The sequence below is a fragment of the Psychroserpens jangbogonensis genome (assembly GCF_000797465.1).
Taxonomy (GTDB): domain Bacteria; phylum Bacteroidota; class Bacteroidia; order Flavobacteriales; family Flavobacteriaceae; genus Psychroserpens; species Psychroserpens jangbogonensis.
The window spans coordinates 108861-133337 of the sequence record NZ_JSWG01000008.1 but is presented as its reverse complement, the minus strand read 5'-3'; the positions used below and the strand labels follow the sequence as shown (position 1 = coordinate 133337).

General features: G+C 31.3%; 25 protein-coding genes and 1 pseudogene. 14 read left to right on the top strand and 12 right to left on the bottom strand.

Annotated features, from left to right (window positions below):
• Positions 1–130 precede the first annotated feature (130 nt).
• The 3 genes from RH81_RS06410 (at position 131) to RH81_RS16410 (ending at position 4395) form a co-directional block, all read left to right on the top strand.
• Positions 131–2437, top strand: a complete 2307-nt coding sequence (locus RH81_RS06410; RefSeq protein WP_033959114.1) for a transglycosylase domain-containing protein — start codon at positions 131–133, stop codon at positions 2435–2437.
• 71 nt (positions 2438–2508) lie between these two features.
• A complete protein-coding gene (locus RH81_RS06405) occupies positions 2509–3231 on the top strand; it encodes a retropepsin-like aspartic protease (RefSeq protein WP_033959113.1) in 723 nt (240 codons plus the stop codon).
• Between the two features lie 396 nt (positions 3232–3627).
• On the top strand, positions 3628–4395 hold the full coding sequence (locus tag RH81_RS16410) for a hypothetical protein (protein WP_052172451.1): 768 nt from the start codon (positions 3628–3630) through the stop codon (positions 4393–4395).
• 56 nt (positions 4396–4451) lie between these two features.
• On the opposite strand, the gene RH81_RS06395 is transcribed toward RH81_RS16410, so the two are convergent.
• The 12 genes from RH81_RS06395 to RH81_RS06340 all read right to left on the bottom strand — a co-directional run bounded on the left by RH81_RS06395 (position 4452) and on the right by RH81_RS06340 (position 15267).
• On the bottom strand, positions 4452–5141 hold the full coding sequence (locus tag RH81_RS06395) for a hypothetical protein (protein ID WP_033959345.1): 690 nt from the start codon (positions 5139–5141) through the stop codon (positions 4452–4454).
• Positions 5142–5157: 16 nt separating this feature from the next.
• Positions 5158–5607: a hypothetical protein gene (locus RH81_RS06390; protein ID WP_033959112.1), complete on the bottom strand. Its 450-nt coding sequence runs from the start codon at positions 5605–5607 to the stop codon at positions 5158–5160.
• A gap of 63 nt (positions 5608–5670) precedes the next feature.
• The gene (locus RH81_RS06385; protein WP_033959110.1) at positions 5671–6123 is read right to left on the bottom strand and encodes an Hsp20/alpha crystallin family protein; all 453 of its coding nucleotides are present in this window, start codon (positions 6121–6123) and stop codon (positions 5671–5673) included.
• A 105-nt stretch (positions 6124–6228) separates the two neighbouring features.
• Positions 6229–7602: an MBL fold metallo-hydrolase RNA specificity domain-containing protein gene (locus tag RH81_RS06380; RefSeq protein WP_033959343.1), complete on the bottom strand. Its 1374-nt coding sequence runs from the start codon at positions 7600–7602 to the stop codon at positions 6229–6231.
• Positions 7603–7615: 13 nt separating this feature from the next.
• Complete coding sequence (locus tag RH81_RS06375; RefSeq protein ID WP_033959108.1) at positions 7616–8455, bottom strand: ATP cone domain-containing protein; 840 nt, start codon at positions 8453–8455, stop codon at positions 7616–7618.
• An 81-nt stretch (positions 8456–8536) separates the two neighbouring features.
• Positions 8537–8944: a hypothetical protein gene (locus tag RH81_RS06370; RefSeq protein WP_033959106.1), complete on the bottom strand. Its 408-nt coding sequence runs from the start codon at positions 8942–8944 to the stop codon at positions 8537–8539.
• Positions 8945–9009: 65 nt separating this feature from the next.
• Positions 9010–9840 carry a universal stress protein gene (locus RH81_RS06365; protein ID WP_033959104.1) on the bottom strand — a complete coding sequence of 277 codons (831 nt, stop codon included), beginning with the start codon at positions 9838–9840 and terminating at the stop codon, positions 9010–9012.
• Between the two features lie 21 nt (positions 9841–9861).
• Complete coding sequence (locus tag RH81_RS06360; protein ID WP_033959103.1) at positions 9862–10710, bottom strand: universal stress protein; 849 nt, start codon at positions 10708–10710, stop codon at positions 9862–9864.
• 313 nt (positions 10711–11023) lie between these two features.
• A complete protein-coding gene (locus RH81_RS06355) occupies positions 11024–11410 on the bottom strand; it encodes a hypothetical protein (RefSeq protein ID WP_033959102.1) in 387 nt (128 codons plus the stop codon).
• A gap of 4 nt (positions 11411–11414) precedes the next feature.
• Complete coding sequence (locus tag RH81_RS06350; protein WP_033959101.1) at positions 11415–12263, bottom strand: universal stress protein; 849 nt, start codon at positions 12261–12263, stop codon at positions 11415–11417.
• A 71-nt stretch (positions 12264–12334) separates the two neighbouring features.
• The gene (locus RH81_RS06345) at positions 12335–13390 is read right to left on the bottom strand and encodes a response regulator (RefSeq protein WP_033959100.1); all 1056 of its coding nucleotides are present in this window, start codon (positions 13388–13390) and stop codon (positions 12335–12337) included.
• Positions 13387–15267, bottom strand: a complete 1881-nt coding sequence (locus RH81_RS06340; protein ID WP_033959099.1) for a PAS domain-containing sensor histidine kinase — start codon at positions 15265–15267, stop codon at positions 13387–13389. The genes RH81_RS06345 and RH81_RS06340 overlap by 4 nt, the downstream gene beginning before the upstream one ends.
• Before the next feature lie 151 nt (positions 15268–15418).
• Here RH81_RS06340 and RH81_RS06335 point away from each other — a divergent pair, with 151 nt between their 5' ends.
• The 11 genes and pseudogenes from RH81_RS06335 to RH81_RS06285 all read left to right on the top strand — a co-directional run bounded on the left by RH81_RS06335 (position 15419) and on the right by RH81_RS06285 (position 24461).
• Positions 15419–15844: a hypothetical protein gene (locus tag RH81_RS06335; RefSeq protein WP_033959098.1), complete on the top strand. Its 426-nt coding sequence runs from the start codon at positions 15419–15421 to the stop codon at positions 15842–15844.
• A 96-nt stretch (positions 15845–15940) separates the two neighbouring features.
• Positions 15941–16801 carry a hypothetical protein gene (locus tag RH81_RS06330; protein WP_033959097.1) on the top strand — a complete coding sequence of 287 codons (861 nt, stop codon included), beginning with the start codon at positions 15941–15943 and terminating at the stop codon, positions 16799–16801.
• A gap of 255 nt (positions 16802–17056) precedes the next feature.
• Positions 17057–17662 (top strand): WG repeat-containing protein, encoded by a 606-nt coding sequence (locus RH81_RS06325; protein WP_033959096.1) that lies wholly within the window; start codon positions 17057–17059, stop codon positions 17660–17662.
• A gap of 324 nt (positions 17663–17986) precedes the next feature.
• Complete coding sequence (locus RH81_RS06320) at positions 17987–18547, top strand: TetR/AcrR family transcriptional regulator (RefSeq protein ID WP_033959095.1); 561 nt, start codon at positions 17987–17989, stop codon at positions 18545–18547.
• A 75-nt stretch (positions 18548–18622) separates the two neighbouring features.
• On the top strand, positions 18623–19030 hold the full coding sequence (locus RH81_RS06315; RefSeq protein ID WP_033959094.1) for a nuclear transport factor 2 family protein: 408 nt from the start codon (positions 18623–18625) through the stop codon (positions 19028–19030).
• 157 nt (positions 19031–19187) lie between these two features.
• A complete protein-coding gene (locus tag RH81_RS06310; RefSeq protein WP_033959093.1) occupies positions 19188–20174 on the top strand; it encodes an alpha/beta fold hydrolase in 987 nt (328 codons plus the stop codon).
• Positions 20175–20408: 234 nt separating this feature from the next.
• The gene (locus RH81_RS06305; protein ID WP_033959092.1) at positions 20409–20834 is read left to right on the top strand and encodes a hypothetical protein; all 426 of its coding nucleotides are present in this window, start codon (positions 20409–20411) and stop codon (positions 20832–20834) included.
• Between the two features lie 84 nt (positions 20835–20918).
• Positions 20919–21536: a pyridoxamine 5'-phosphate oxidase family protein gene (locus RH81_RS06300; protein ID WP_033959086.1), complete on the top strand. Its 618-nt coding sequence runs from the start codon at positions 20919–20921 to the stop codon at positions 21534–21536.
• A 12-nt stretch (positions 21537–21548) separates the two neighbouring features.
• Positions 21549–22544: pseudogene (gene gap / locus RH81_RS06295) on the top strand (type I glyceraldehyde-3-phosphate dehydrogenase).
• 21 nt (positions 22545–22565) lie between these two features.
• Complete coding sequence (bshB1, locus tag RH81_RS06290; protein WP_033959080.1) at positions 22566–23282, top strand: bacillithiol biosynthesis deacetylase BshB1; 717 nt, start codon at positions 22566–22568, stop codon at positions 23280–23282.
• 90 nt (positions 23283–23372) lie between these two features.
• Positions 23373–24461, top strand: a complete 1089-nt coding sequence (locus RH81_RS06285; RefSeq protein WP_241478964.1) for an alkene reductase — start codon at positions 23373–23375, stop codon at positions 24459–24461.
• Positions 24462–24477: the final 16 nt, after the last annotated feature.

The window sequence follows — 24477 nt, the reverse complement described above, 5'->3', positions numbered from 1 at the left end:
AATTAATTAATATGATGACGTGTTTTGGAGTGATTGATATTCCAATGAAATTAAAAGTCATAATTTTTTTAATCTTAAAACATCGAATATGATTTTTCTTACGTATATAAATAGTATCTAATATTTATATATGAGTTTGAAATTCAAAAAATCTTGGTTGAAAGTATTGCTTAAATTGTCTTTAAGTGGCATAATTTTGATTTTACTTTTTTGGTTTTCAGTGTATTTCGGACTTTGGGGAAAGTTGCCATCTAAAGAAGATATTTCAAACATCAAGCAAGCTGAAGCTAGTTTGTTACTAGATGCAAATCAAGAGTTATTAGGTAAATATTTCATTTTCGATAGACAAATAATTGAACATAAAGATCTTCCGAAGCATTTGGTTGACGCATTAGTAGCTACTGAAGATGTTCGGTTTTATGAACATGATGGCGTCGATTATAGAAGTCTATTTCGAGTGTTTTTTAAATCCATTCTATTGCAAAATAACTCTTCAGGTGGAGGAAGTACAATTAGCCAGCAATTGGCGAAAAATATCTACGGAAGGGATAATCATGGTTGGTTTTCGATGCCAGTAAATAAAACCAAAGAAATGATTATTGCCACACGTTTTGAAGACTTGTATTCGAAGCAAGAAATCATAGCCATGTATTTAAATACTGTTCCTTTTAGTGAGAATGTCTTCGGACTAGAAAGTGCTTCACAACGGTTTTTTAGTACAACAACGAATGACCTCGATTTATCGCAATCGGCAACTTTAATAGGCACTTTAAAAGCTCCACATAGTTATAATCCGAGATTATTTCCTGAAAGAAGCCAGTTAAGACGTGATGTTGTCTTACAACAAATGGAAAAGTACCAATACATTACTAAAGCGGTAAGGACAGAAACAAGTGAGCAATCCTTGGTTGTAGATTATAGAAAATTCAATCATTCTGAAGGCACTGCACCTTACTTTAGAGAAAAGGTGAGGTTAGATGTAAAGGGAATTCTTGATAGTTTATCTACAGCAAATAGCGAATCTTATAATTTGTATAAGGACGGATTGACAATTCATACTACTTTAGATATTGATATGCAACGCTATGCAGAAACTGCGATGCAACAACATCTAGCATTTTTACAGTCGCAATTAGAAACCTCATATGGAAAGCGAGCACCTTGGATTACTAACACTTCATTGATTGAAAAACGAATAAAAGATTTACCACTATATAGAAGATTAAAGAAGCAAAAGTGGAGCGAAAAAGCCATCATGGATTCTTTAAAGGTAAAGACTAAAAAGAGTCTATTCTCTTGGGAAGGTGAAATCATTAAAGACGCTTCAGTTATTGATAGTCTAAAGCATACCATGAAGTTTTTAAATACTGGATTTGTTGCTGTGAATCCGAAATCTGGAGCTGTGAAAGCTTATGTTGGAGGTATCAATTTTGAACGTTTTAAATTTGATCATGTATCTGCTTCAAAGCGACAAGTTGGTTCTACATTTAAACCTATAGTATATACAACAGCCTTAGAAAAAGGTATGGATGCTTGTACCTATTATCCGATAAAAGAAATTACATATACCAATCAAAAAGGATGGACACCTACAAATGGAGGTAAAGAAGAAGTGGATCGACACCTTAATTATTCCTTTGAAAAAGCGTTGAGTGAATCTGTAAATACTATCGCTGTAAAAGTTCTTGAAGATGTTGGTGTTGACGCTGTAATTGAACAAGCACAACGTATGGGAATACAATCAGACTTGCCAAGAGTACCATCATTAGCTTTAGGAACTGCAGAACTTTCAATGTTAGAATTGATTGGTGCCTATACAAGTTTTGCTAATGAAGCTCATGTTTCAAAACCGTTTTATATTACTAAAATTGAGGACAAAGCTGGAAAAATTATTTACCAACGATCTAATAGTTACATAGGAACTGAAGCTTTTTCTCAAGACACAAGGCAAATCATGATTGAGATGATGAAATCAACAATAAATTCAGGATCAGCAAGGCGAATGAGAAGCACTTATGGATTGGATAATGATTTAGCTGGAAAAACAGGAACAACACAAAATAATAAAGATGGTTGGTTTATTGGCATAAGCCCAAATTTAGTCATGGCATCTTGGGTTGGAAATGATGACCATCGTATTGGTTTTAGTAATACGACTATTGGACAAGGTGCTAATTCAGCTTTGCCAACTGTGGCTTTATTTTTAAAGCAGTTGAATGCTGATTCAAAATATAATGATATTACTAAGGCGAAGTTTGAAACACCATCTGAAGCTATTATTGCAGCCTTAGATTGCGAACAAGAAAAGCGAGATGGATTTCTAAAACGACTCTTCACTAAAGACCAAAAAGAACGTGAGTTTGATTCTGGTACTGAAGACACAAAGAAAAAAAAGAAAAGCATTTTTTCATTCTTAAAGAAAAAGGAAAAACAGTAGTGTAAACACAATTTTATGCAAAAATAAAAGTTGTACTTTTCAAATAGTATAATTGCTATTTTTGAAATTGAATGAAAACATTTTTTAAACTTTTTCTTATAATATTTTACTTTTCAATCACTCTTGTCGAAGCTCAAGACTCTATTCCATTTAAGTTAGGGAACGATAACAGGATTTATATTAAGGCAACCATAAATGATTCAGAACCCTTAGATTTTATTTTTGATACTGGAGCTAATGCTATGGTTGTGAATACTACCAAAACAGATTCTAAACTTAATTTGGAGTTTGATAGTAGTACTGAAAACACAGGTGCAAATGGCGTGACCAATCAAAGAGTGAGTTCTTCTAATGACTTACATATAGGTAAGTTTGAACGAAGGAATGAAGAATTGATTGCTATTGCTTATCCAAATTCATATGTTTTTGATGGTGTTATTGGTTATCCTTTTTTTGAGGACTATTTAGTTGAAATCAATTATGAACTTCAAAAACTAGTATTGCATGGATCTAAAAAAACGATTAACAGTATCGATAAATATGAAAACGTAAAAATGACAATGACAGGTGAAGTCCCATTCATAGATTTTACAATCTTCAAAGATGACGAATCTGTAGTGTTTCCTGTTATGATTGATACTGGATTTAATGGAATCCTAATTGTGTATCATAAAATCGTTTCGAAATTTGAATTAGCGAATCAATATGAAACAAAGCGAAATAGCCAATCTTCTGGCACTGATGGAACGGTAATTAAGTCTAATCAAGTTATTATTCCTAAAGTGATGCTGTGAAAAAGCACCATTGAAAATTTACAAGTTAACTTTAATTTGACTCCAGCAAGCACTGATTTTACAGCTATTTTGGGCGGAACAGTGCTCAAAGAATTCAATTGGATTATAGATTTCAATAACGCAAGAGTTTACTTCAAACCAATACAGTAACCTACTAATTGATTAAAATTCGCTTCGGTAAGTATAAACGAACCTCTGTACACTATTTTGTTGGTTTCGTCCTAAGTCAGTTGGTTTTAGGATTGTTCTAGTATATATTTACTTTGTCTTCAAATCTGATCTTTATCTTAAATAAGAGTTTATAACTCTATTTATTATATGCTATTTCAATTTTTAAATTAATACAGTGCTTAAAAGTTTACAGAGCGCTAATCTAACCAACAAAAACTATAAATTATGTTGAAAAAATCAATTGCATCTCTAATGATGCTAGCTATGGTATTTGCGTTTTCAAATCCAGCAAATGCCCAAGAAGAATCTGAAGATTATAACATGTGGGAAAACATGATGTTTACTGCTGATTATACACAATTAAAAACGTTTAGTGATAACATGCGCAAGCACAATGAAACGTATCATAAGGAAGGACCTTATAAGGCTACAGTTTACAATATTAGTACTGGCCCAAATGCTGGTAAAATGGTTTGGCAAATGGGGTCAATGATGCTTAAGCACAATGATTCTCGTCCTGGAGCAAATGGTCATGATGCTGATTGGCGTGATAATGTGATGCCGTACATTAAAAAGATTCATACTATTGAATATTGGTCTCAAGATGATAAAAAATCAAACACAAGTATGTTAGGGCCAGATAACTTATATCCTCTAATGTATATTAGATACTTTGAAATCTCTGATGACCATGATTATACAATGGATCAAGTATTCGAACAAGTAAGTAAAACTATCAAGTCATTACCAGGTGAAAATCCTTGGGGTTTATACTACAATGCTTTTTTACAAGGTGATTTAGGAAGACATGTAGCTACAGTTGGTTTTATGAAAAACTGGGCAGAGATGGATGAAGATAGAAATTTTAAAGCCGCTTATGAAAAGTTATATGGCGAAAAATCGTGGGAAACGTTTCTTGATACATTGGATGATACATTTACTAACAGATGGGATGAAATTTGGGAGTATAATAAACACCTAAGTGGAGATTAATCTTACATAAGTTAAAATAATAAAAACCGCTCATATCGAGCGGTTTTTTTGTGGAGTTAATCGAACAAAATTTGAACTGTTCCTTCAGTAGTTTCCTCGTTTTTAATAACGACTGGTCCAATCAATAGTTCTTCTTCTAGAACAACAATGGCCAACCTCACATAATCATTTACAGTTTTTCCTATTGATTGTGATTGAGGATCGGTAATATTAATGTAGCCTTTCCAAATAAGTTCTCTGTCCTTTGTAGGGCAAATGCAATACATTGAGGTTTCTGCTTTGTATATATTATACTCTTCATAATATTCGGGATTATAAAAAACATCCTGATACATTAAATATTCTTCCTTAAATCTTCGGAAAGTCTCTTCGTAGTCATCGTAGTTTTTTTTGTAATTAATTTTTTCTTCAACTCCAACAATCTTAGTCAATAGAACTGTGTCAAAGCCTTCTAAAATTAACTTGTTTTCTAATGCATTTAATTCTGTTTCCGACATTTTATCATTTTTTTGAGCATCATCTAATACATTTATACTCATAACAGCTTCATACCCTCTATGCTCTAACTCATCTTTAAGTTTTTTTTCAAATTGCTGTCTTGCATCGATATCAGACGTTAATCCAACAACGAACACTTTATAGGGTTCATAATTATCAATGTCTGGATTTTTCCAGCTTTCAACTAATTGAGTTGAAGAACAACTAATCAAAAAGAGGAAGACTATTATTAGGAGTGATTTTTTCATAACAATTTTATTTGAGTTATTTTTTATCAATTAGATGCTTTTGCTTCTCTTCTTTTTTAATGTTTTTTATGATGTCGAAGAGTTGCAATTTCAATGATTTGTATTCTTTTAAGAAGTCAGCGATCGTAATTATTAAAACTCTATGCTCTTGGGTGTAAGCTTTTTCTTGTTCTAACTGATCTATTCCATCAACCATTATTTGAAGATCATTTTGATGTGTCTTTACGACTTCAATAAGTAAATTAGTTCGCTTATGAGATCTGTTTATGGCATCAATAATTTCTTTGGTATCTGAAAATTTCCCAGTTTCTATTATTAGCGATGTAAATGTGGTTATGAGGTCTTCAAAAAAGTGATGTTCATCTCTTATAAATCTTAATTCTGAAAGCCATTCTTTGGAAGCATAATGCATTTGGTCTGAATTTAACCATTCTACATAATGAGCGTATGTTTTTGTTGTTGTCATGACGTAAATTTTTATGAGAAAGCAGAAAGTAGTCCCTCAAACTACAATCTGCTTTCGTGATTATTACAAAACTTCAATTACTTTTTTAGGTTGTTCTTTTGCTTCTTCTTTCTTTTGAAGATTTAACTTAAGAATCCCATTTTTGTATGTAGCTTTTACATCTTGGTCTGTGTTAACAGATTTAGGAAGTTTTAAAGTTCTTTTAAATGAATTGTAACTAAACTCTTTAAGATTGTAACCTTCATCCTTTTCTTCAGTCTCTTTTTTCTTTTCTCCACACACTTTGAGGGTGTTGTCTTCGATGGTAACTTCAAAATCCTTTTTTGAAAAACCAGGAGCTGCAAATTCAATTTCAAAGTCTTGATTGTGTTCTTTGACGTTCATTGCAGGCATCAAACTGTCTTCTTCTAAAAAGTCATGATTGAAAAAATCATCGCTACTTAAAAAGTTTTTTAAACTGTCATTTGCCCACGAAGGGGATAATCTGTTTCCGTTGTTAAATTTAATAAGTGACATAATTTTTATATTTAAGAGTTAAACTTAATTGTCAATTACTAATGTACTCATGAATTATATCTTTCGAAATGATATCAATCAGTTTGATCTATTATTTTAGTAGGATCAAAGAATTACCTCCTCTATATCTGTTAATTTGGGAATGATTACATTCCAATTATAAGTATCTTTAATTTTTACTCTAAACGCATCTAAAGCTGTAGGTTCACCATGAATTAAATACACGTTTTCAGGAATATTTTTAATGGTTTTAATCCAGTTGAGCAGATCTTCTTGATCGGCATGAGCAGAAAGACTTTCAATATTTTTAATTGTTGCTTTTACAGGATAATATTTTCCGAAAAACTTTATTTCATGAGCGCCATCTTGCAATTGTCGTCCTCGTGTGCCTTCAGCTTGATAGCCAACTAATAAAACGGTTGTTGAAGGTTCGTCTATGAGTTGCTTTAAATATGTTAGTACGCGGCCACCAGTAACCATACCGCTTCCGGCGATGACAATTTTAGATCTTTTATCATCAATGGTTTCCCATGTTTCTCTATAAGACTGTACAATGTTTACATGGTTGCACATCGCATTGTATTCTTGTGTGGATAGTTTATGCCATTTTGGAAATCGATTAAATACTTCTAAAACATTATTTCCCATTGGGCTATCTATGAAAATTGGAATATTTGGAATCTTATTTTTCTTATATAATTTCCATAAGATGTACATGAGTGTTTGCAGCCGTTCAACAGCAAAACTCGGAATAATAAGATTCCCTTTTTTATGAATGGTTTCGTGGATAATTGTAGTTAGAATGTCTTCTATATTTTCTTCAGGATGTAGTTTATTGCCATAGGTGCTCTCAATGAATAAAAAATCTGCCCATTCTGGTGTTTTTGGATCATTCAATAAATAATCATCAGTTCTACCAATATCTCCAGAAAACACAAATCGTTTACCATTGATATCAATTTCTATGAATGTAGCTCCAATAATATGTCCATTATACTGAAAACGATAAGATATGTTTTCTGATAATGAAATCCATTTATCTTCAATCTCTACTTCAAACTGTCGTATTGTTTTCTCAGCATCGATAATGGTGTAGAAGGGAAGTGCAGGACTATGTTTAGTATACTTTTCTTTATTAGCTTTTTCTGCTTCTTCTTCGTGTATTTTGGCACTATCTTTAAGGATTATCTCAGCGATTGCTAGTGTTGGAGCAGTTCCTTTAATTTTCCCTTTAAAGCCTTGTTTTAGTAAACGTGGTAAATACCCAACATGATCTAAATGGCCATGAGTAAGTAAAACGATGTCTATGGTTTCGACATCAATAGGCAAATTGTCCCAATTTAATTCTCGAAGTTCTTTCAAACCTTGAAACATACCACAATCAACTAATATATTCTTTTCTGAAGTTTCTATCAGAAATTTAGATCCTGTAACAACTCCTGAAGCTCCTAAAAACGTGATTTTCGCAAATTTTTCCATGTTGATTATATATTTAGCGACATAATTGAGAAATTTCATTTAATATTTTCTCTTTTCTTATTTCAGAAATACCTAAATGATCGAGATAGAAAACATCTCCTATTAACTCTCTGCATAAAACAATATTTCTGCTTAATAAAAATTGTTTTTCTCTGTTGGTAAGTTGTGTTGACACGGTTATTGGATATAGTCCTAATCGATCAATTCTATCCTTTAAGCCATCGCCTTTAGGGTAATCCCAACTTAATAAATAAAGACCACAGCAATTACCATATCGCAATGCATCTTCAGTAAACCTTGTATTGGTTACTAACCAACCTTTAGTGAGAATGGTATCATTTTTTGGATTGGCGTCCCAATGGGTTTTTACATCTTGATATCGCGAGTTAATGTATAGTGGAATTTTGACATTGCAATTAAGACCTTGATCACTATGAAACTTACATTCTATAATTGTGGTTTCGTTTTTTTTATGGGCAATAACATCAACTTCATGCTTTACACATTTACCTTGTAAAATTTTACCAACTTCAGTTTTGTATCCTGAATATTTTAGAATTGCACTTACAAAGCGTTCAAACGGAAACCCAGTAGGTCCTAACTCATAGATGGCTTTTTTTAGTTTGTATTTTGAAGCTAAATAGCTTTTCTTCTTTTTGAGAAGTGCAAAGGCTCTATTATAAATTTCTTTCGTAGATATTCCTTGATATAATTCATCACGAACATTATCTATTATTTGGTCTATAGTCACTTTCTCTGCTCCAGTTCGTTTTAATGATGTGCGCAACTTATCTAATGAAAACTTCACTTTCTCACCAGATGATTTGGTTATCTCTAAGTCTGTATTTTTCATTGTTTATGTTTTAAAAAAAACTGCCAAAATCAAAATCGATAATGGCAGTTTCACTTCACTAACTAAGTAAATTGTCGAAATTTAATTCAACTCATAGAAGTCTCTTACCAAAGCCTTAACTTGATTGTCTGTCATGCTATCAGCTTTTTTTACATCTTTTATTTTTTTGCTTAAACTGCTATAGTTTTCGTGTAATTCTTTGCTTAATTTTTCATTAGTGTCTGCTGGTCCAAAAATCACTAATTCATCTGTGTCTTTAATTTGAGTAGCGATAACAGTATAATATTGTTTTAATTGATGTTTCTCACGTTCTAAATATTTACTGTCTTGGACAACATTTTGTGGACCACCTTTTAATCGTGTTCCAGAACCACCATGTGGTTTAAAATGGTCCATGTTAGATGTAATTGTGTTTAATCTTTCTACTCCGTTTTCAATAGTTACAATATGTGCTTTGTCTCTATCAATCCAAATGCCTGTCTGTCTCATTTTATATCTGTTTAACTTATTAGCATAAAATTAAAGTCTAGCCTTCTAAAAGGAAATGATATCCATCAGCTCAAACAAGGAATAACTAGAAATGGAACTGTTGGTTGAAATCCTATGTTTTTGATAACTGGTTCGTTAACGATGCTTTCAATAAAACTATGGTTGTAGTTTATCATTACCAAAATATTAATATTGAGTTCTTCAATAAAATCCTTAATGACTTGTTCTTTATTATCGTAGTCTGGCATCCAATGGAAGCTAAGAGTATAATCTTCTAAGTCGTCTTTTAGCTTGGTGAGATTGTAGCCTTGTTCCTCTGTTAAATTATTCTCTTCGTTAATATGAACAATTTTAATATTCGAGTTGTAGAGTTCTGCTAAACGTTTTAATGGTACTAACTCTTTGCCAAAATCGCGATTAAAATCCGTTGGAAACGCAATTTGCTTTGGCTTTTCAAAGTCAAATTCATCAGGAACAATCAATATTGGACAAAGTTTCATTTTTTTAATGATATGGATAGTGTTGCTTCCAAAGAAAACTCCTTTGGCTTTACTAGATCCCTTTGTTCCCATAATAACCAGATCAATTTTATGTTTTGTAACAGCAGTCTCTATGGCACCTTGTATGTCTTCAGTACTGAATATAATTTCAAATTTATAATTGACATTTGCACTTGTGTTTTCTGCCATTTTTTTTAATTCTGCGAGCTCTTTCCTGGCATTATCTGCCATTATCTGAATTAGTTTATTTGACATGCTAGACATCACAGAAACTTTTATTGTTGACGAATTCAAAAAGTAGAATGTACAGTTTTCAAGTGCATATAATCTTAAAGCATATACTGTTGCACTCCATGCATTGTCTGAAAAATCTGTGGGTAAAAGTATATGTTTCATAATCTTAGTTTTTGTTGTTCATCAAGAACGTGTGGCGTTTTGCATAGCTAGTAAAGGTATTTCAAGTCCAATACTAACTTTATCTAGTGCAGAAGGAAATAGTAAGTCTTCTAAAAACGAATGTTGGGTATTAACCATAGTTAAAATGTCTATATTTTTTTCAGCTATATAAGTTGTAATAGCCTCATCTATTTTTTTACTGTCCTTTTGGTAAAAATTCACCTTGTTATCACCTAATGTATCTTGAATGAATATTTTATTGTCTTCTTGTCTTATTGATAGATTATCGCTTTTAGAGATGTATAGCACATCTATAATGCTCCTATATGATTTAGCTAATACTGACAGTAATTTTAGCTCTCGACGTTTATAAGGGATTAAATAATTGGTAGGAAATAGAATATGTTTTGGTTGTGTGTTTGTATAATTTGAAGGAATCACTAGAACTGGGCACTGAACATATTTTAAAACTTGAAATGTATGACTTCCAAATACAATATGACGATCATTAGATTTACCTTTTGTACCCATGACAATTAAATCTATATCGTGTTCGTCTACAATGGCATTGGCTTCTTCGACTAGTGTGTTATATGCTGAAATGGTCTGATATGAAAACCTTGGGTTTGGTGCTATTTTTTTTACCTTAATAATGAGATTTCCGAGATTGTGTTGAGATTCGTTTTTTATCTTATTCAAAACATCATCAAAAACCTCGCGAGACACCAAATCATCATGGTCGTAAAACTCGTTTCTATAAGCATGCATAAAAAAGAATTTCACATTCTGGTATTTGAAAAATTCTAAAGCATACTTAATTGCATTCATAGAGTTTTCAGAAAAATCAGTGGGTAAAAGAATTGATAGCATAACTGTTGATTTTAATATTGTTGAACAAATTTATGCTGTAGATTTATAAAAGCCTATGATATATATCAGATGAATTTTTTTATGGATTATAACTATTCATAGTACAATAGTTTTAGAATCCTCGACTGTCTGAAGTGCAGTAAAAATTAAAGTATATGGAAAAAAAGATGCCAAACTTACGTTTGGCATCTTTCAAATTTAGTTGCAAATCTAAAGAAAATCCCCATTTTCAATAGCCAAAAATATTTGGCAATATAAATATAACTTGATATGCTTAAAGTATCAATGATATATATCAGTTATAGCGTTTTTTTTAAATTATTACGATACCATATGCCGTGTTTAATAGAAAAAGACCAACAAAAAAGAGAAGCAAATAAATAACTTGAACTAGTTTAATATTCATAAAAATCAACCAATTCACAGTTGGTTTTGGAAATATAAACAGAGCCAATCCTTTAATCATAGATGCCCAGCCAATACAAGTGATAATTAGCTTGTAATTTAATTCCCAAATGTTATGTGCTAGAATATTAAGTAAACCAATGATGATAGCTATAAAAGAAGCGAGGATGAGAAATTTTTCATCATTAAGGTCTTTAAATATTTGTCTTATTCGTTTGGGATTAAGGCTTAATACAAAAAAGAATATTAGGAGATACCATCCCCAAAATTTTGCCAAGAAAATTGAATTATCCATAGTTTTAATTTTTTTCGTGTAATACTAAAAAGGGGATATCTGTGTGATAACTTATTTTTTCAACTTTTGAATGGAATAAGATTTGTTGAAAGTAATTTAGGTTTTTAGCCACCATACAAATCATATTAATATCTCTGCTTTCAATAAAACATTGAACAGCATCTTCTACTTTATTGTTTTTTAAATAGTGAAAACTAGGTTTTAGAGTATTAAAATAATCGTCTAATAACTCTTTGTTTTTCTTTTGATCATTGTTTAAATCAACTTTATTTTTGTTGATATGTACAATACGTATTGATGATGCAAATCGTTGAATAATATCGGAAATTGGTTGTAAAACTTGAAGATTATGAGATAATGAAAAGTCGGTAGGGAAAGCTATTTCTTTAGGTGTTTCAAATTCAGAATTTTCTGGAATCGCTAAGGTGTTGCATTTTACTTTGGTAATAACATCGGCTGTGTTTGTTCCTAGAATAATCTTCTCTAATCCAGAAGCTCCTTTAGTTCCCATAACTATAAAATCTATTTGTTTTTCTTCAACATTTTTACGAATGGATTCTATGAAAAAGCCATAATCTGTAAGTGTATAAAATTTATGATTTTCCTGGTTTGGTGAAAGTTCAGTAATACGATTAAGGATCTTGTTTAATTTTAACTTGGTTGGTTTTGTGTACAGATCTTCTATTACGTTTTGATCTAAATTATATGGTGAGTTATGAGCAACAATAGTATTTGATCTAATAATATGTAATAGATAAAAGTTGCATTTTAAATTTTCAAAAAACTGAACAGCATATTTAATAGCATTCCATGAATTTTCTGAAAAATCAGTGGGTAATAATATATTTTTCATCGAACAATATCTTTAAAGGAACAAATTTATCTACACGATGTCGTTCTTGAAATGATATTGGTCATTTTTGGTTAACTAATGCGTTTTAATTTTTCTAAGTCTATTACTATAATGTTTCTACCGTCAGCTTCAATGATGCCTTGTTTTTTGAAATTTGTTAATGTCCTAATTAATGTTTCAGTTGCTATTCCAGCAACACTAGCCAAGTCGCTTCTAGAGATGTTAATTGGGTCTTCTGGTTTGCTGTTTATTTTTTCAGCAAACTTTAAAATTGTTGTTGCGGTTTTTTTATTTACTGAACCGTAAGCCATTTCCAATAACTGGTTTTTAATGATCAAAAGATCATCAGATAGTAACTGGATAAGTTCTAAAGCTACTTTAGGGTTATCATTTAATATTTGATTGAATTCAATAGTAGAAATACCAATAACCTCAGTGTTTTCAATAACTGTGGCTGTTTCTTTATGTGGTTGGTTATTGGTGAAAGACGTATAGCCAAATAAATCATCTTCCCTGAACAAAGAGGTAACTAGTTCTTTCCCTTGTTCATCAATTTGGTGACATTTTACAGTGCCTTTATTTATTAAATAAATATAATTTGAATGGTCTCCTTCACGATAAATTATAGTATCCTTTTCGAAATTAAAAGTAGTTCCATTATCATCAAAAAAGTTTTTTAAATCGTTAAGAGTCCTGATTTCATTTTTATTTTTTTCTTGAATGGGAATGTTCGAGTTGATTCTTAAATCTTTTAGAATTGAAGTTTTGGCTAATCGACTTTCAATTGCGCTGATGAGTTCATCTTCACTAAATGGTTTTGTGATGTAATCATCAGCGCCCAAATTCATTCCTTTTCTAACATCTTTATGTTCTGTTTTTGCTGACAAAAAAATAAAAGGAATGTATTTTGTAGTTTCGTTTTGAGATAAAATTTTAAGAGCAGCATAACCATCAAGTTCGGGCATCATGATGTCACAAATAATAACATCAGGCAAGTGTTTTTTTGCCATATCAACACCAATTTTCCCATTAGAAGCCGTAATTATTTTGTAAAAAGAAAGTTCTAAAAGCTCTGCAGTATTCTCTCTTAAGACAATATCATCCTCTATAAGTAAAATGGTTGTCATTGTGTTGCAGTATTAGGTATTGTTATTGTAAAGGTAGTTCCTTTTTGTTCTTCACTCTCAAAACAAATCGTACCATCTAAGTTTTCTAAATGATTTTTAGTGATATTTAGGCCTATTCCTGTGCCTTGGGTATTCATAACATTTTCAGCTCTAAAATAGCGTTCAAAAATGCTTTTCTGATCTTTAAGAGGTATTCCAATTCCATTGTCTTTAATATGAATGGTAGTTAGTTCATTATTTTGTTCAATATCTATAGTTATAACCGAATGTTCTGGAGAATATTTAATGGCATTATTTATCAAATTAGAAAGGATCAATACTATCGTTTTTTCATCTTGAAAGAGGGAAAGATCGTTTATGTTATCTGGGTAAATAATATACTGACCTTCTTTTAAAAGCATGTTTGCATTATATATCACTTCATCGATGACTTTAGTCAATTTAAAATGATCAAAACGATACGTCAGTTTACCAGTTTCAAGTTTTTCAAGAGATAGAAAATCATTTAGAATATTATTCAAGTAATGTACTTTGTCAGATATTGTTTTAATATGTTTATCACGTTTATTTTGTTGCTCAGTTAGTTTGTATTTGTCTAAGAGAGCAGATGACGTTAAAATACCACTTAAAGGCGTTTTGAATTCATGAGATACGAGAGATAAAAACTGAGTCTTAAGTTTATTAAGTTCTTTTTCTTTAGACAGTGCAACATTGAGTTGCTCTGTTCTTTCTTTCACTTTCTTTTCGAGTTTTTTAGTGTAGTTTTTACGTTCAGTTATATCTAAAATTATTGCTACAAAAACCTCGTTTTCTAAAAGACCAGAGAGTTGCAAATGAACTTCAACAGGGTAAGTTGTTCCATCTTTTCGTTGGTGTACAGTTTCAAATTCTAATTTTTCAACCTTATTTTTAATTATAGAATCTATGTTATTTCTAAATGTAATTTTATCCTCATGAGTTTTTAAATCTAAAGGTGTCATATTTTTTAGCTCTTCAATACTATAGCCAATATTCTTTAGTGCACCATAATTAACGTTTATGAATTTTAATGTTTTGGCATCAAAAACATAAATTTCATTTAACGACTCATCAAAAATAGTAGCTAAATGGTTCCGTTCAGCTTCTGCTTCTTTTTTTTGTGTAACATCATTTTGAATCCCTATAAAATTTGTTACGATGCCTTTTTTATCAATAATGGGTATGATATATAAATCATTCCAAAACATAGTTCCATCCTTTTTATAATTACGCACTGTAACCTGGCAACTTTCACCATTCTTAATGGCTTTTCTTAATTCAATTATTGGTTCTTGATCTCTGTCTTCCCTTTGTAAAAACTTACAATTGTGATTAAGGATTTCTTTACTTGAATAACCAGTAAGGTTTTGGAATGCAGAATTGAAATATATTATTGGATTATTCGGCTTTAGTGCATCAGTTATTATAATGCCATTACTTGCAGACTGCAGAGCACTACTTTTAAGCATTAAAATTTTTTCAGTCTCTTTTCTATCTGAGACATCTTTAATTAAAGCCATGACATAAGTCTTATTGTAAATAGTAAACGGGTTGAGTTCTACCTCAATTGCAATGATATCGCCATTCTTTTTTAAGCCATATAAATCTGTGGCTTCTCCCATGCTTCTTGGTTTCCCTTTTTTGACAAACGCCTCAAAATGACTAGTATGATTTTCATGATAATTTGAAGGAAGTAAGAGATTTAAATCTTTTTGAATAAGCTCACTTTTATTATATCCAAATAAAACCTCTGCAGTTCTATTGACTTCCATGATGTGTTGATGATTATCAACGATAATAACACCTTCTGAAACTGCCTCTAGTAATATGTTAAATATTTCTTGATCTTGCTTAAGCATGGTTAGAGATTAATCAAAATGATTAACCTTAAATTTAATCAATATAGACAAGTTTACCTAACTCATCTTGTTAATTTTTAGCTATATGTAACTGATTTATATCATTGTATAAAAAGCATAATCTCGTAATTTTAGATTCAAATAAATAATTTTGGATCCAAAACAAAACACAAATATTGAATTTCACCAATGCCTTGGTAAACTGTTTTATGCAATCGCTGCATCAGACAATTACATTAGAGATGAAGAACTTGAAAAACTTGAAGAAGTCCTAGAAAAGGAATGGATAGTTTTAGACAATTTTAGTACTACTAATAAGGCTTTAATTATAAACACTTTTAAGTGGTTACGAACTGACAATGAATACGATTCTGAAGTATGTTATGATAGCTTTTTAAGCTTTAAAAAAGGACATGAAGAATTTTTTAATAGTGAAATGAAGTCACTTATATTAAAAACGTCTGGAAAGATTGCATCAAGTTTCAGTCGAGAGAATAAGTCAGAACTTATTATGTTGGCTAAATTAAGTGTTGAATTTAAGGACACGAATGCTAGTTCTAGTTTACAAAAGTCATAATCAAATGAAATAATTATTTTCGTACTGACGGATATCATTGTGTGAAAATACTTTCAAATTTATATTTGGCGTATTAATCATTAAATATAAAATATCATGAAAACACTACTTTTAAAATTATTAGGAATTACATTAATCTTTACCGCATTTTTAGCATGCAGTAACGACGATGACAATGATTCAACACCAGTAATAAATGATATTATGGTTGTTTATAACAGAACTACAGGTGTTTTTTCAGCCATTAATAAAGTTGATGGTGCATTGACAACTTTAGGCTCAATAACCATGAACGGAGAAATATTAACAGGCTTGAGAGATGTTGTGTATAGATCTAGTAATGCTACTATTTATGCAACTTCTAATGCTAATAGTCCAGCCGAAGGAAAAATTTACAGCATTAACCCTTCAACTCTAGTTGCTACTGTACTTAATGACAATGCAAATGATGATTGGTATGCAGTCCCAGGAATTGAATTATCTAATGGTAAACTATTAGGAACTGTATATTGGGACGAGTATAACTATGAAGAATATTCAGGTCTAGTTTGGTTCAATTTAGATGGAACAGTTTTCGATCGTAAATATTTCACATATCAAGGGGATGACTATAATATTTGTTGTGGTATGGGATTGGAATATGGAGCTAATAGTAATGAGATTTTGATGTCTTATGAAAGAGAAATTGTTGTATCGGATTTAAACGGTTTAGTTTCTGAAGTTATTGAAATAACCGGATCAGGTTTTCCAGCAGATGATAGACTTGGAGGTGGAAATTATCTAGCATATATTAGATGTATTGAAAAAGATGCAAATGGAATATTATATGGTTTGGATCAAAATGGTGCTTTTGGTACTATTAATTTAGAAACAGGTACTTTTAATTACATTACTAAACTTTCACCAGAAAGCGGAGACTGGTTAGCTTTATCAAAATTACCAGCTAACGTATTTTAATTCAAAAGGATTATAGTTTCAAAAAAAGGAAGACAAGTATTTGTCTTCCTTTTTTTTTGAAGTAGATATCCAAATTACTTTTAATAGTATCTAAAACTATTGTGTTGTTGTTAAATGTTTGAAGCCTTACTAATGTTAACCTTGAATTAAAATAATCATAATAGAATGTTATAATTGTTAGAGTCTGATCAATATCATTTTACAGCAATATTTTCAACACTAATTTTGGAATATTAACCTTAAAATGATGAAATCATGAAAAAAGCAATCATTCTGTTTTTAGTCGTATCAATTCCGTTTTTTGGATTCACACAACTTGTTGAAAATATAGATTATATCTCACCATTTCATAATGATATAGCAGCAGTTAAAAAAGATGAACAATGGGCTTTTATTAATCTGAAAGGTGAAATCATTATAGATTATAGAAACGATTTAGTTATGACAGAAACTGCTGATGGTAATTTTCCTATTTTTAAGAGCGATAGATGTTTAATTGAAGATAAACGCGATGGTATTTCCTATTTCGGTTATATCAATACTTGCGGCAAAATGGTTATTGAGCCACAATTTTTAAATGCTACAAACTTTAATGAAGGTTCAGCGATAGTATTAGAGGTGTTTAAGGAAGAAGTAGCTAGAAATGAGGCTTTAGGTAAAAGTATAGTTTATTATAAATATCTACAAGGCATCATTGATACTCAAGGACATATCAAAGCATATTTAAGTCCTGAACGTGTTAATGTTATTTTAGACAAGAAATTTTTAAAAGCACCACCAGAAATCACATCTAAGTATATTTCAAAAGACCTTTACGCAGTGAAAAGCAAAAATAATAAATGGACCGTTATTAAATTATAGATGGTATTTATCTTTTATAAATATTGAAAAACAGATTTTGAAAATTCAATTAAAACTACTATTTGCGATTGTACTGCTCGTATTATCAATATTGTTATTTGTATAGAATCTTAAACCTTGTAATATTGGATGTTAAGAAGCGAGATGTTATTGCAAATAAGGTTCAAAATAAAAATTTTAGACCTAGTAAGTCACTGTAAATAGGTCTTGAGTCGATTTTATTGACAATAAATTCACTAAATTTTTACAACCTATAATGTTAATTAAATGTTAAAATAGTACTGACTTGTCTGTACTTTAAAACATTTACCTTAAGTTTGTCCTATGAAAAAATTGGGAGTAAAAGAAAGAATCATCGAAGCGGCTTCAAATTTATTCTATTTTGAAGGTTACAATCAAACAGGAATAAACAAAATATTAAAGGAAGCTAACGTATCTAAAGATAGTATGTATAGATATTTTAGATCAAAGGAAGATATAGCAGTAGCTTACTTACAAGGAAGACATTACATGTGGATGGGAAATTTAACAAATTTTGTAGAGCCCAATAAAACAAACAAAGAAAAAGTAATAGCTAGTTTTGATTACTTATATGTTTGGTTAAAAGATGTTGAATTTAGAGGATGTGGATGGCAAAATATTATTACAGATTTACCAAAGGATCATGATAAAATAAGGCACCAGGCCGTAATACATAAAAATGAATTTCGAGAATGGATTCATGAACTTTTAGAACAAGATGAACAATTTAAAACTGAAGACGTAAAAAGTATAGGTGATCAAGTGCTAATATTATTAGAAGGAGCAATTATTCTTTCTCAAATTCAAAAGGATAGTTGGCCAATAGATTCTGCTAAACAAGCTTGTATAAAGATCTTAAACTAGATATTAAAAATTAGAATTATTTAATTCTTTTAAAAAATAACAAAAACAGACTTGTCTGTACGAAAATTAAAAACTATGAATACATTAATTCCACCATTTACAAGGGAAACAGCAACAGCAAAAGTACAAGCAGCAGAAAATGCTTGGAATACGAAAAATTCAGAACGCGTAGCCTTGGCATATACCATAGATTCTCAGTGGAGAAATAGAGGAGAATTTTTTGTTGGACGTGAAAATATTGCAAACTTTTTAACTCATAAATGGGAAAATGAATTGCACTATAAACTTAAAAAACACTTATGGTCTTTCTCAGACAATCGTATCTCTGTACGTTTCGAATATGAATGGCAAGATGCAAAAACAAAACAATGGATGCGAACGCATGGCAATGAGCATTGGGAATTTGACAAAGAAGGATTGATGAAGATTAGAGATATGAGTGCCAATGACATTACTATTAAAAAAGAAGATCGAAAATATTAACCAATTAAATATCAACAGAAATCATGAGAACATTAAACACTAATCAAATTTCAAGCAGAACAAAAAAATCAAACAGCTTTACTTGGAACAGCAAAAGAAGAAACAGATAAGCAACACTTATCAAATCATTTTAAACCAACATTTAAATTATTAAATTATGAAAACACAAATTTTAAAATCAGTATTGGGTATTACTTTATTAGCCGTTTTATCCCTTGGATTATTTTCATTTAATTCTCCAAAAAATGCAGACGTAAGCAAGGATTTATTACCTAAATCACAGGCTACATTTCACAAAACAATAGAAGTTAATGGTATCGATATTTTTTATCGCGAAGCTGGTGATATATCAAAGCCAACTATTTTACTGTTACATGGATACCCAACATCTTCTCATATGTTTAGAAATTTAATTACAGACTTGTCTGTACGTTATCATGTTTTAGCACCAGATTATCCTGGATATGGAAGAAGTGAACAGCCTTCAACGAAAGACTTTGTTTATTCTTTTGACAATATGTCTAAAATTATAGAAGGATTCTTAGAGAAAAAGAATGTCGAAAAATATAGTATTTATTTAATGGATTATGGAGCTCCAATTGGTTTCAGAATAGCAGCTAAATATCCAGAACGTGTAGAGTCGTTAATCATTCAAAATGGTAATGCATACGACGAGGGCTTAAAAGACTTTTGGATTCCTATTAAGAAATATTGGAATGACTACACTGTTGAAAATGGTAAAGCATTAGAAGGTTTTCATTCACCAGACGGATTAAAATGGCAATACACACATGGTGTACAAGATGTATCTAAAGTTAGTCCAGACAACTGGAATATAGATTTACAACACCTTACACGACCAGAAAATGCTGAAATTCAATTGAACATGTTTTATGATTATAGAACTAATGTTCCTTTATATCCAGAATGGCAACAATATTTTAGAGACCATCAACCACCAACATTGATTGTTTGGGGTAAAAACGATTACATTTTTCCAGCAGATGGCGCTTATCCATACAAAAAGGATCTAAAGAATTTAGAGTTTCATCTTTTAGACACTGGTCATTTCGCTTTAGAAGAGAAAGGTGATGAAATAGCTAATTACATTCTGAATTTCTTAGAAAAAAATAACATTAATTAAGTAAATATAGTTTTTAAAAGCGTTGTCATAAGGCAACGCTTTTAAAGTTTGCACAACCGAAATTTGCCTCATTGAAAATTCAAAAGCATAGAACTCATGAGAAAACTAAACAAAAAAGTAATTCTTTCGAAACTTGAATCACTAAAAATCAATAAACGCGATTTGTGGAATAAGAGAAGGCATTATTCCATGGCCTTACAAACAAAATTTATATAACAATTAAAACACAGAGAAATGAAAACAATAAATTGGAAAAACGCAATACTAGCTGGATTTTTAGGAACAATACTATTCGACTTGTTTGGACTATTATTAACTGGAACATGGTGGGATATCCCAAGTGTTTTAGGAGCAAAAACAGGATTAGGATTAACTTATGGAGTAGCAGGACATTATGGAAACGGTATTTTATTAGCCATACTTTTTGCTGGAATCGCTCCATCGCTTTGGGGACCAAAATGGTTTAGAGCTGTCTTATTTGTAGTGGCCGAAACAATCGCATTAGTGTGGTTATTTATGCTGCCATTATTAGGAGCTGGAGTAGCAGGTATCGATATGTCACCAATGACACCGATAATAACTTTAGTTAGACATTTAGCTTATGCAATACCATTGATTTTTTTAATTCAGTATGACTTTAAAACATTAATAGCGAAATAATAAAATGGGAAGAAGGATTATAATGATTTTTCTTCCCTTATTATTTTTTGAAATCAAAACAATCATAATTAAATAATAAACATCATGGCTAAAAACTTCGCAGAAATAGCATTCACAGAATCAGTAAAAAAATTACAAGAAAAAGCTGGTAGTCGCAAAAGTTATGAGCGTATGGAAAAGTTTTATGTGATTGATGGGTTAACGAATAAGGAAACATCATTTATCATGGATCGAGATAGTTTTTATTTGGCAACAATTGGAGTGAAAGAATTCCCATATATACAGCATCGTGGCGGTCCAAAAGGCTTTTTAAAAGTATTAGATTCAAAACGAATAGGATTTATAGATTTTGTGGGGAACAAGCAATATGTGTCTGTTGGAAATATGGCAACTAATAAAAATGTATCTCTAATCATGGTAGATTACCCAACTAAGACACGACTCAAGGTTTTCGCTAAAGCGGAAGTAATAGAACTTAAAGATAATGAAGAGTTATTTGAGTCACTCGATTTGAAAGATTACAAATTTCGACCAGAACGTATGATGGTTTTCCATATTGAAGCCTATGATTGGAATTGTCCGCAACACATTACTCCAAGGTATACGGTAAATGAAATTGAAGATGCCTTTTCTCCTCAACAAAAATATATTGACTCACTAGAGAAAGAAATTAATGAACTAAAAGAAAAAGTCAAACTATAAAATACATGTAAGATGAACATAGCAATAAACGGAATGGGTCGTATCGGAAGAGCGGCTTTAAAAGTAATTTTAGATACACCAGAATTAGAACTATTAGCAGTAAACGATATTATTTCGATTGAAAATATAGCATATCTTTTAAAGTATGACTCAGTCTACGGAATCTATGAAAAAGAAGTGTCTCACGATGCTGAAAACCTGATCATAAACGGACAAAAAATAAAATACAATTCTTTAAGAAACCCTGAAGAATTACCATGGAAAGATAACAACATCGATGTAGTTATTGAAAGCACGGGTTTCTTTACAGCTCGTGAAGATGCCGAAAAGCATATCAAGGCAGGAGCTAAGACTGTAATCATTTCCGCACCTACAAAAAGTGAAGATACACCTACAGTAGTTCATGGTGTAAACTCAAAAGATGGTCTAACCAACATTTTCTCCTGCGCAAGTTGTACTACAAATAACATTAGTCCTGTAGTTGAAGTATTGGGAAGAAGAATTGGAATTAAAAAGGCAATTATGACAACAGTCCATGCCTATACAGCATCACAAAGCATGGTAGATGGACCTTCTGAAAAGAATTATAGAATGGGTCGTGCTGGTGCTGCTAATATTGTGCCCACAACAACTGGTGCTGCAATTGCAACAACGAAAGCCTTACCATAATATTTAGGGAAATTTGATGGAGTAGCGATACGAGTTCCAATTCCTGTAGGATCTCTTTCAGATTTGACTTTTGTAATGGAACGACCTGTTACGGTTGAAGAAGTAAATGCCATTTTTGAGGAAGAAGCTAAAACATCACGATATAACAACATTTTGTCGACAACAACAGAACCTATAGTGTCTTCAGATATAGTAAAGAGTCCTTATGCTTCAACTGTAGATTTGAATATGACCAGAGTTGTAGATGGAGACTTGCTTAAAGTTATGACATGGTATGATAATGAATGGGGTTTCACAAATCAGATGATTCGTCAAATTCTAGAAATAGGAAGAAGTTAAATAAGTAAGGCCAAAATTTAAATGAAAAATTATAAAGTAGATATTTTAGCTTTTGGAGCACATCCTGATGATGTAGAATGTGCAGCAGCTGGTGTTTTATTAAAGCATATTGCATTAGGTAAGACAGTTGCTATAGTAGACATGACAGCTGGTGAAATGGGAACTTTTGGAACTCCAGAAACTAGAAAAAAAGAATCAGATGATGCTTCTAAAATATTAGAAATTCAATATCGAGAACAATTAGGACTAGCTGATGGCTCTATAGAAAATAACGAAGCAAGTCGGTTATTAGTCATTAAAGCAATTAGAAAATACCAGCCAGAAATTGTATTGGCCAATGCCATTTATGATCGTCATCCAGATCACGCTAATGCTGCGAAATTGGTTGCAGATTCCTCGTTTTTATCAGGTCTTAAAAAGAAGGAAACTTTTTTAAATGGAGAGGCTCAAGGTCCTTGGAGACCAAAAACAGTATATCATTACATTCAAGATTATTTTATTGATCCTGATTTTGTTATCGATATTTCAACAGAGATGGACAAAAAAATTGAAGCGATTAAAGCCTTCCAATCACAATTTGTGAAACCCAAAAAAAACGAGCCTAACTCTATCTTAGGATTATTAGACCAAGTAAAAAGCATCAATAGTATTTATGGAAGACCAATCAATGCTAAATATGCGGAAGGATTTACAGTAAGTAGATATTTAGGAGTGCAAGATTTTTTTCAATTAATCTGAAATGAAACACAGAAATTACGACAAATAGTAATTGAAATCTAAATTATAATTAATACACATTCATAGACTTTACTAAAAGTCAATCAATGAATGTTTAAAATAAAAAAAATGAATGTATTTGATAGTTTCCAATTGGGAAAGACCATAGAATTAAAAAATAGAATTGTAATGGCACCATTAACTCGGTGTCGAGCTATAGACAATATTCCAAACGATTTGATGGCAAAGTATTACCAACAAAGAGCGAGTGCAGGACTCATTATAAGTGAAGGTACTTCACCGTCTCCAAATGGTATTGGGTATCCACGTATACCAGGTGCTTATTCGGATGAACAAATTACTGGATGGAAAAAAATCGCAGATTCGGTACATTCTGAAGGAGGGAAAATATTTGTACAGCTAATGCATACAGGGAGAATTACAGCCAAGGCAAATATGCCAGATGGAACTGTGACGTTAGCTCCATCTAGTATTATTGCGGCAGGCGAGATGTTTACAGAAACAGGAATGGTTGCACATGATTCACCAAAAGCCATGACGCTTGACGAGATAGTGAGTACTCAAAACGAATATGTTGTTGCTGCTAAACGACTAGTAAATGAAGCAGGAATTGATGGTATTGAATTGCATGCGGCTAATGGATATTTAATGAATCAGTTTATGAACCCTAAATCCAATCGAAGAGAAGACCAGTATGGAGGTTCAATTGAAAACAGAACTAGATTTGTATTAGAAACTGCTAAAAAAGTAGCGGATGAGATTGGTTCTGATAAAGTAGGAATTCGAGTTTCACCTTATGGAGCGTATAATGATATGCAATCTGATTACGAAGCATTGGAAGGAACTTTCATTTACCTTGCTCGTGAGTTAGCAAAAATAGAACTGGCTTATATTCATATTGTCGATCAGAGAGTCGCTTTTGGTGCTCCTGATTTCACACTGGATATCAAAAAAATTATTAAAGAAAATTTTCAAGGTGTTGTGATTTCAGGTGGTGATGTTAATTCAGAAGAAAAAGCAAATGCTATTTTAGCGAGTGGTTTAGACTTAGTGTACGTAGGAAGACCTTTTATATCTAACCCTAATCTGGTTGAAAAACTTCAGAATAATACAGAATTAGTAGCGCCAGATATGGATACTTTTTATTCGCCAAGTGAAATAGGATATACCGATTATTAATAATTAACTTAAGTAT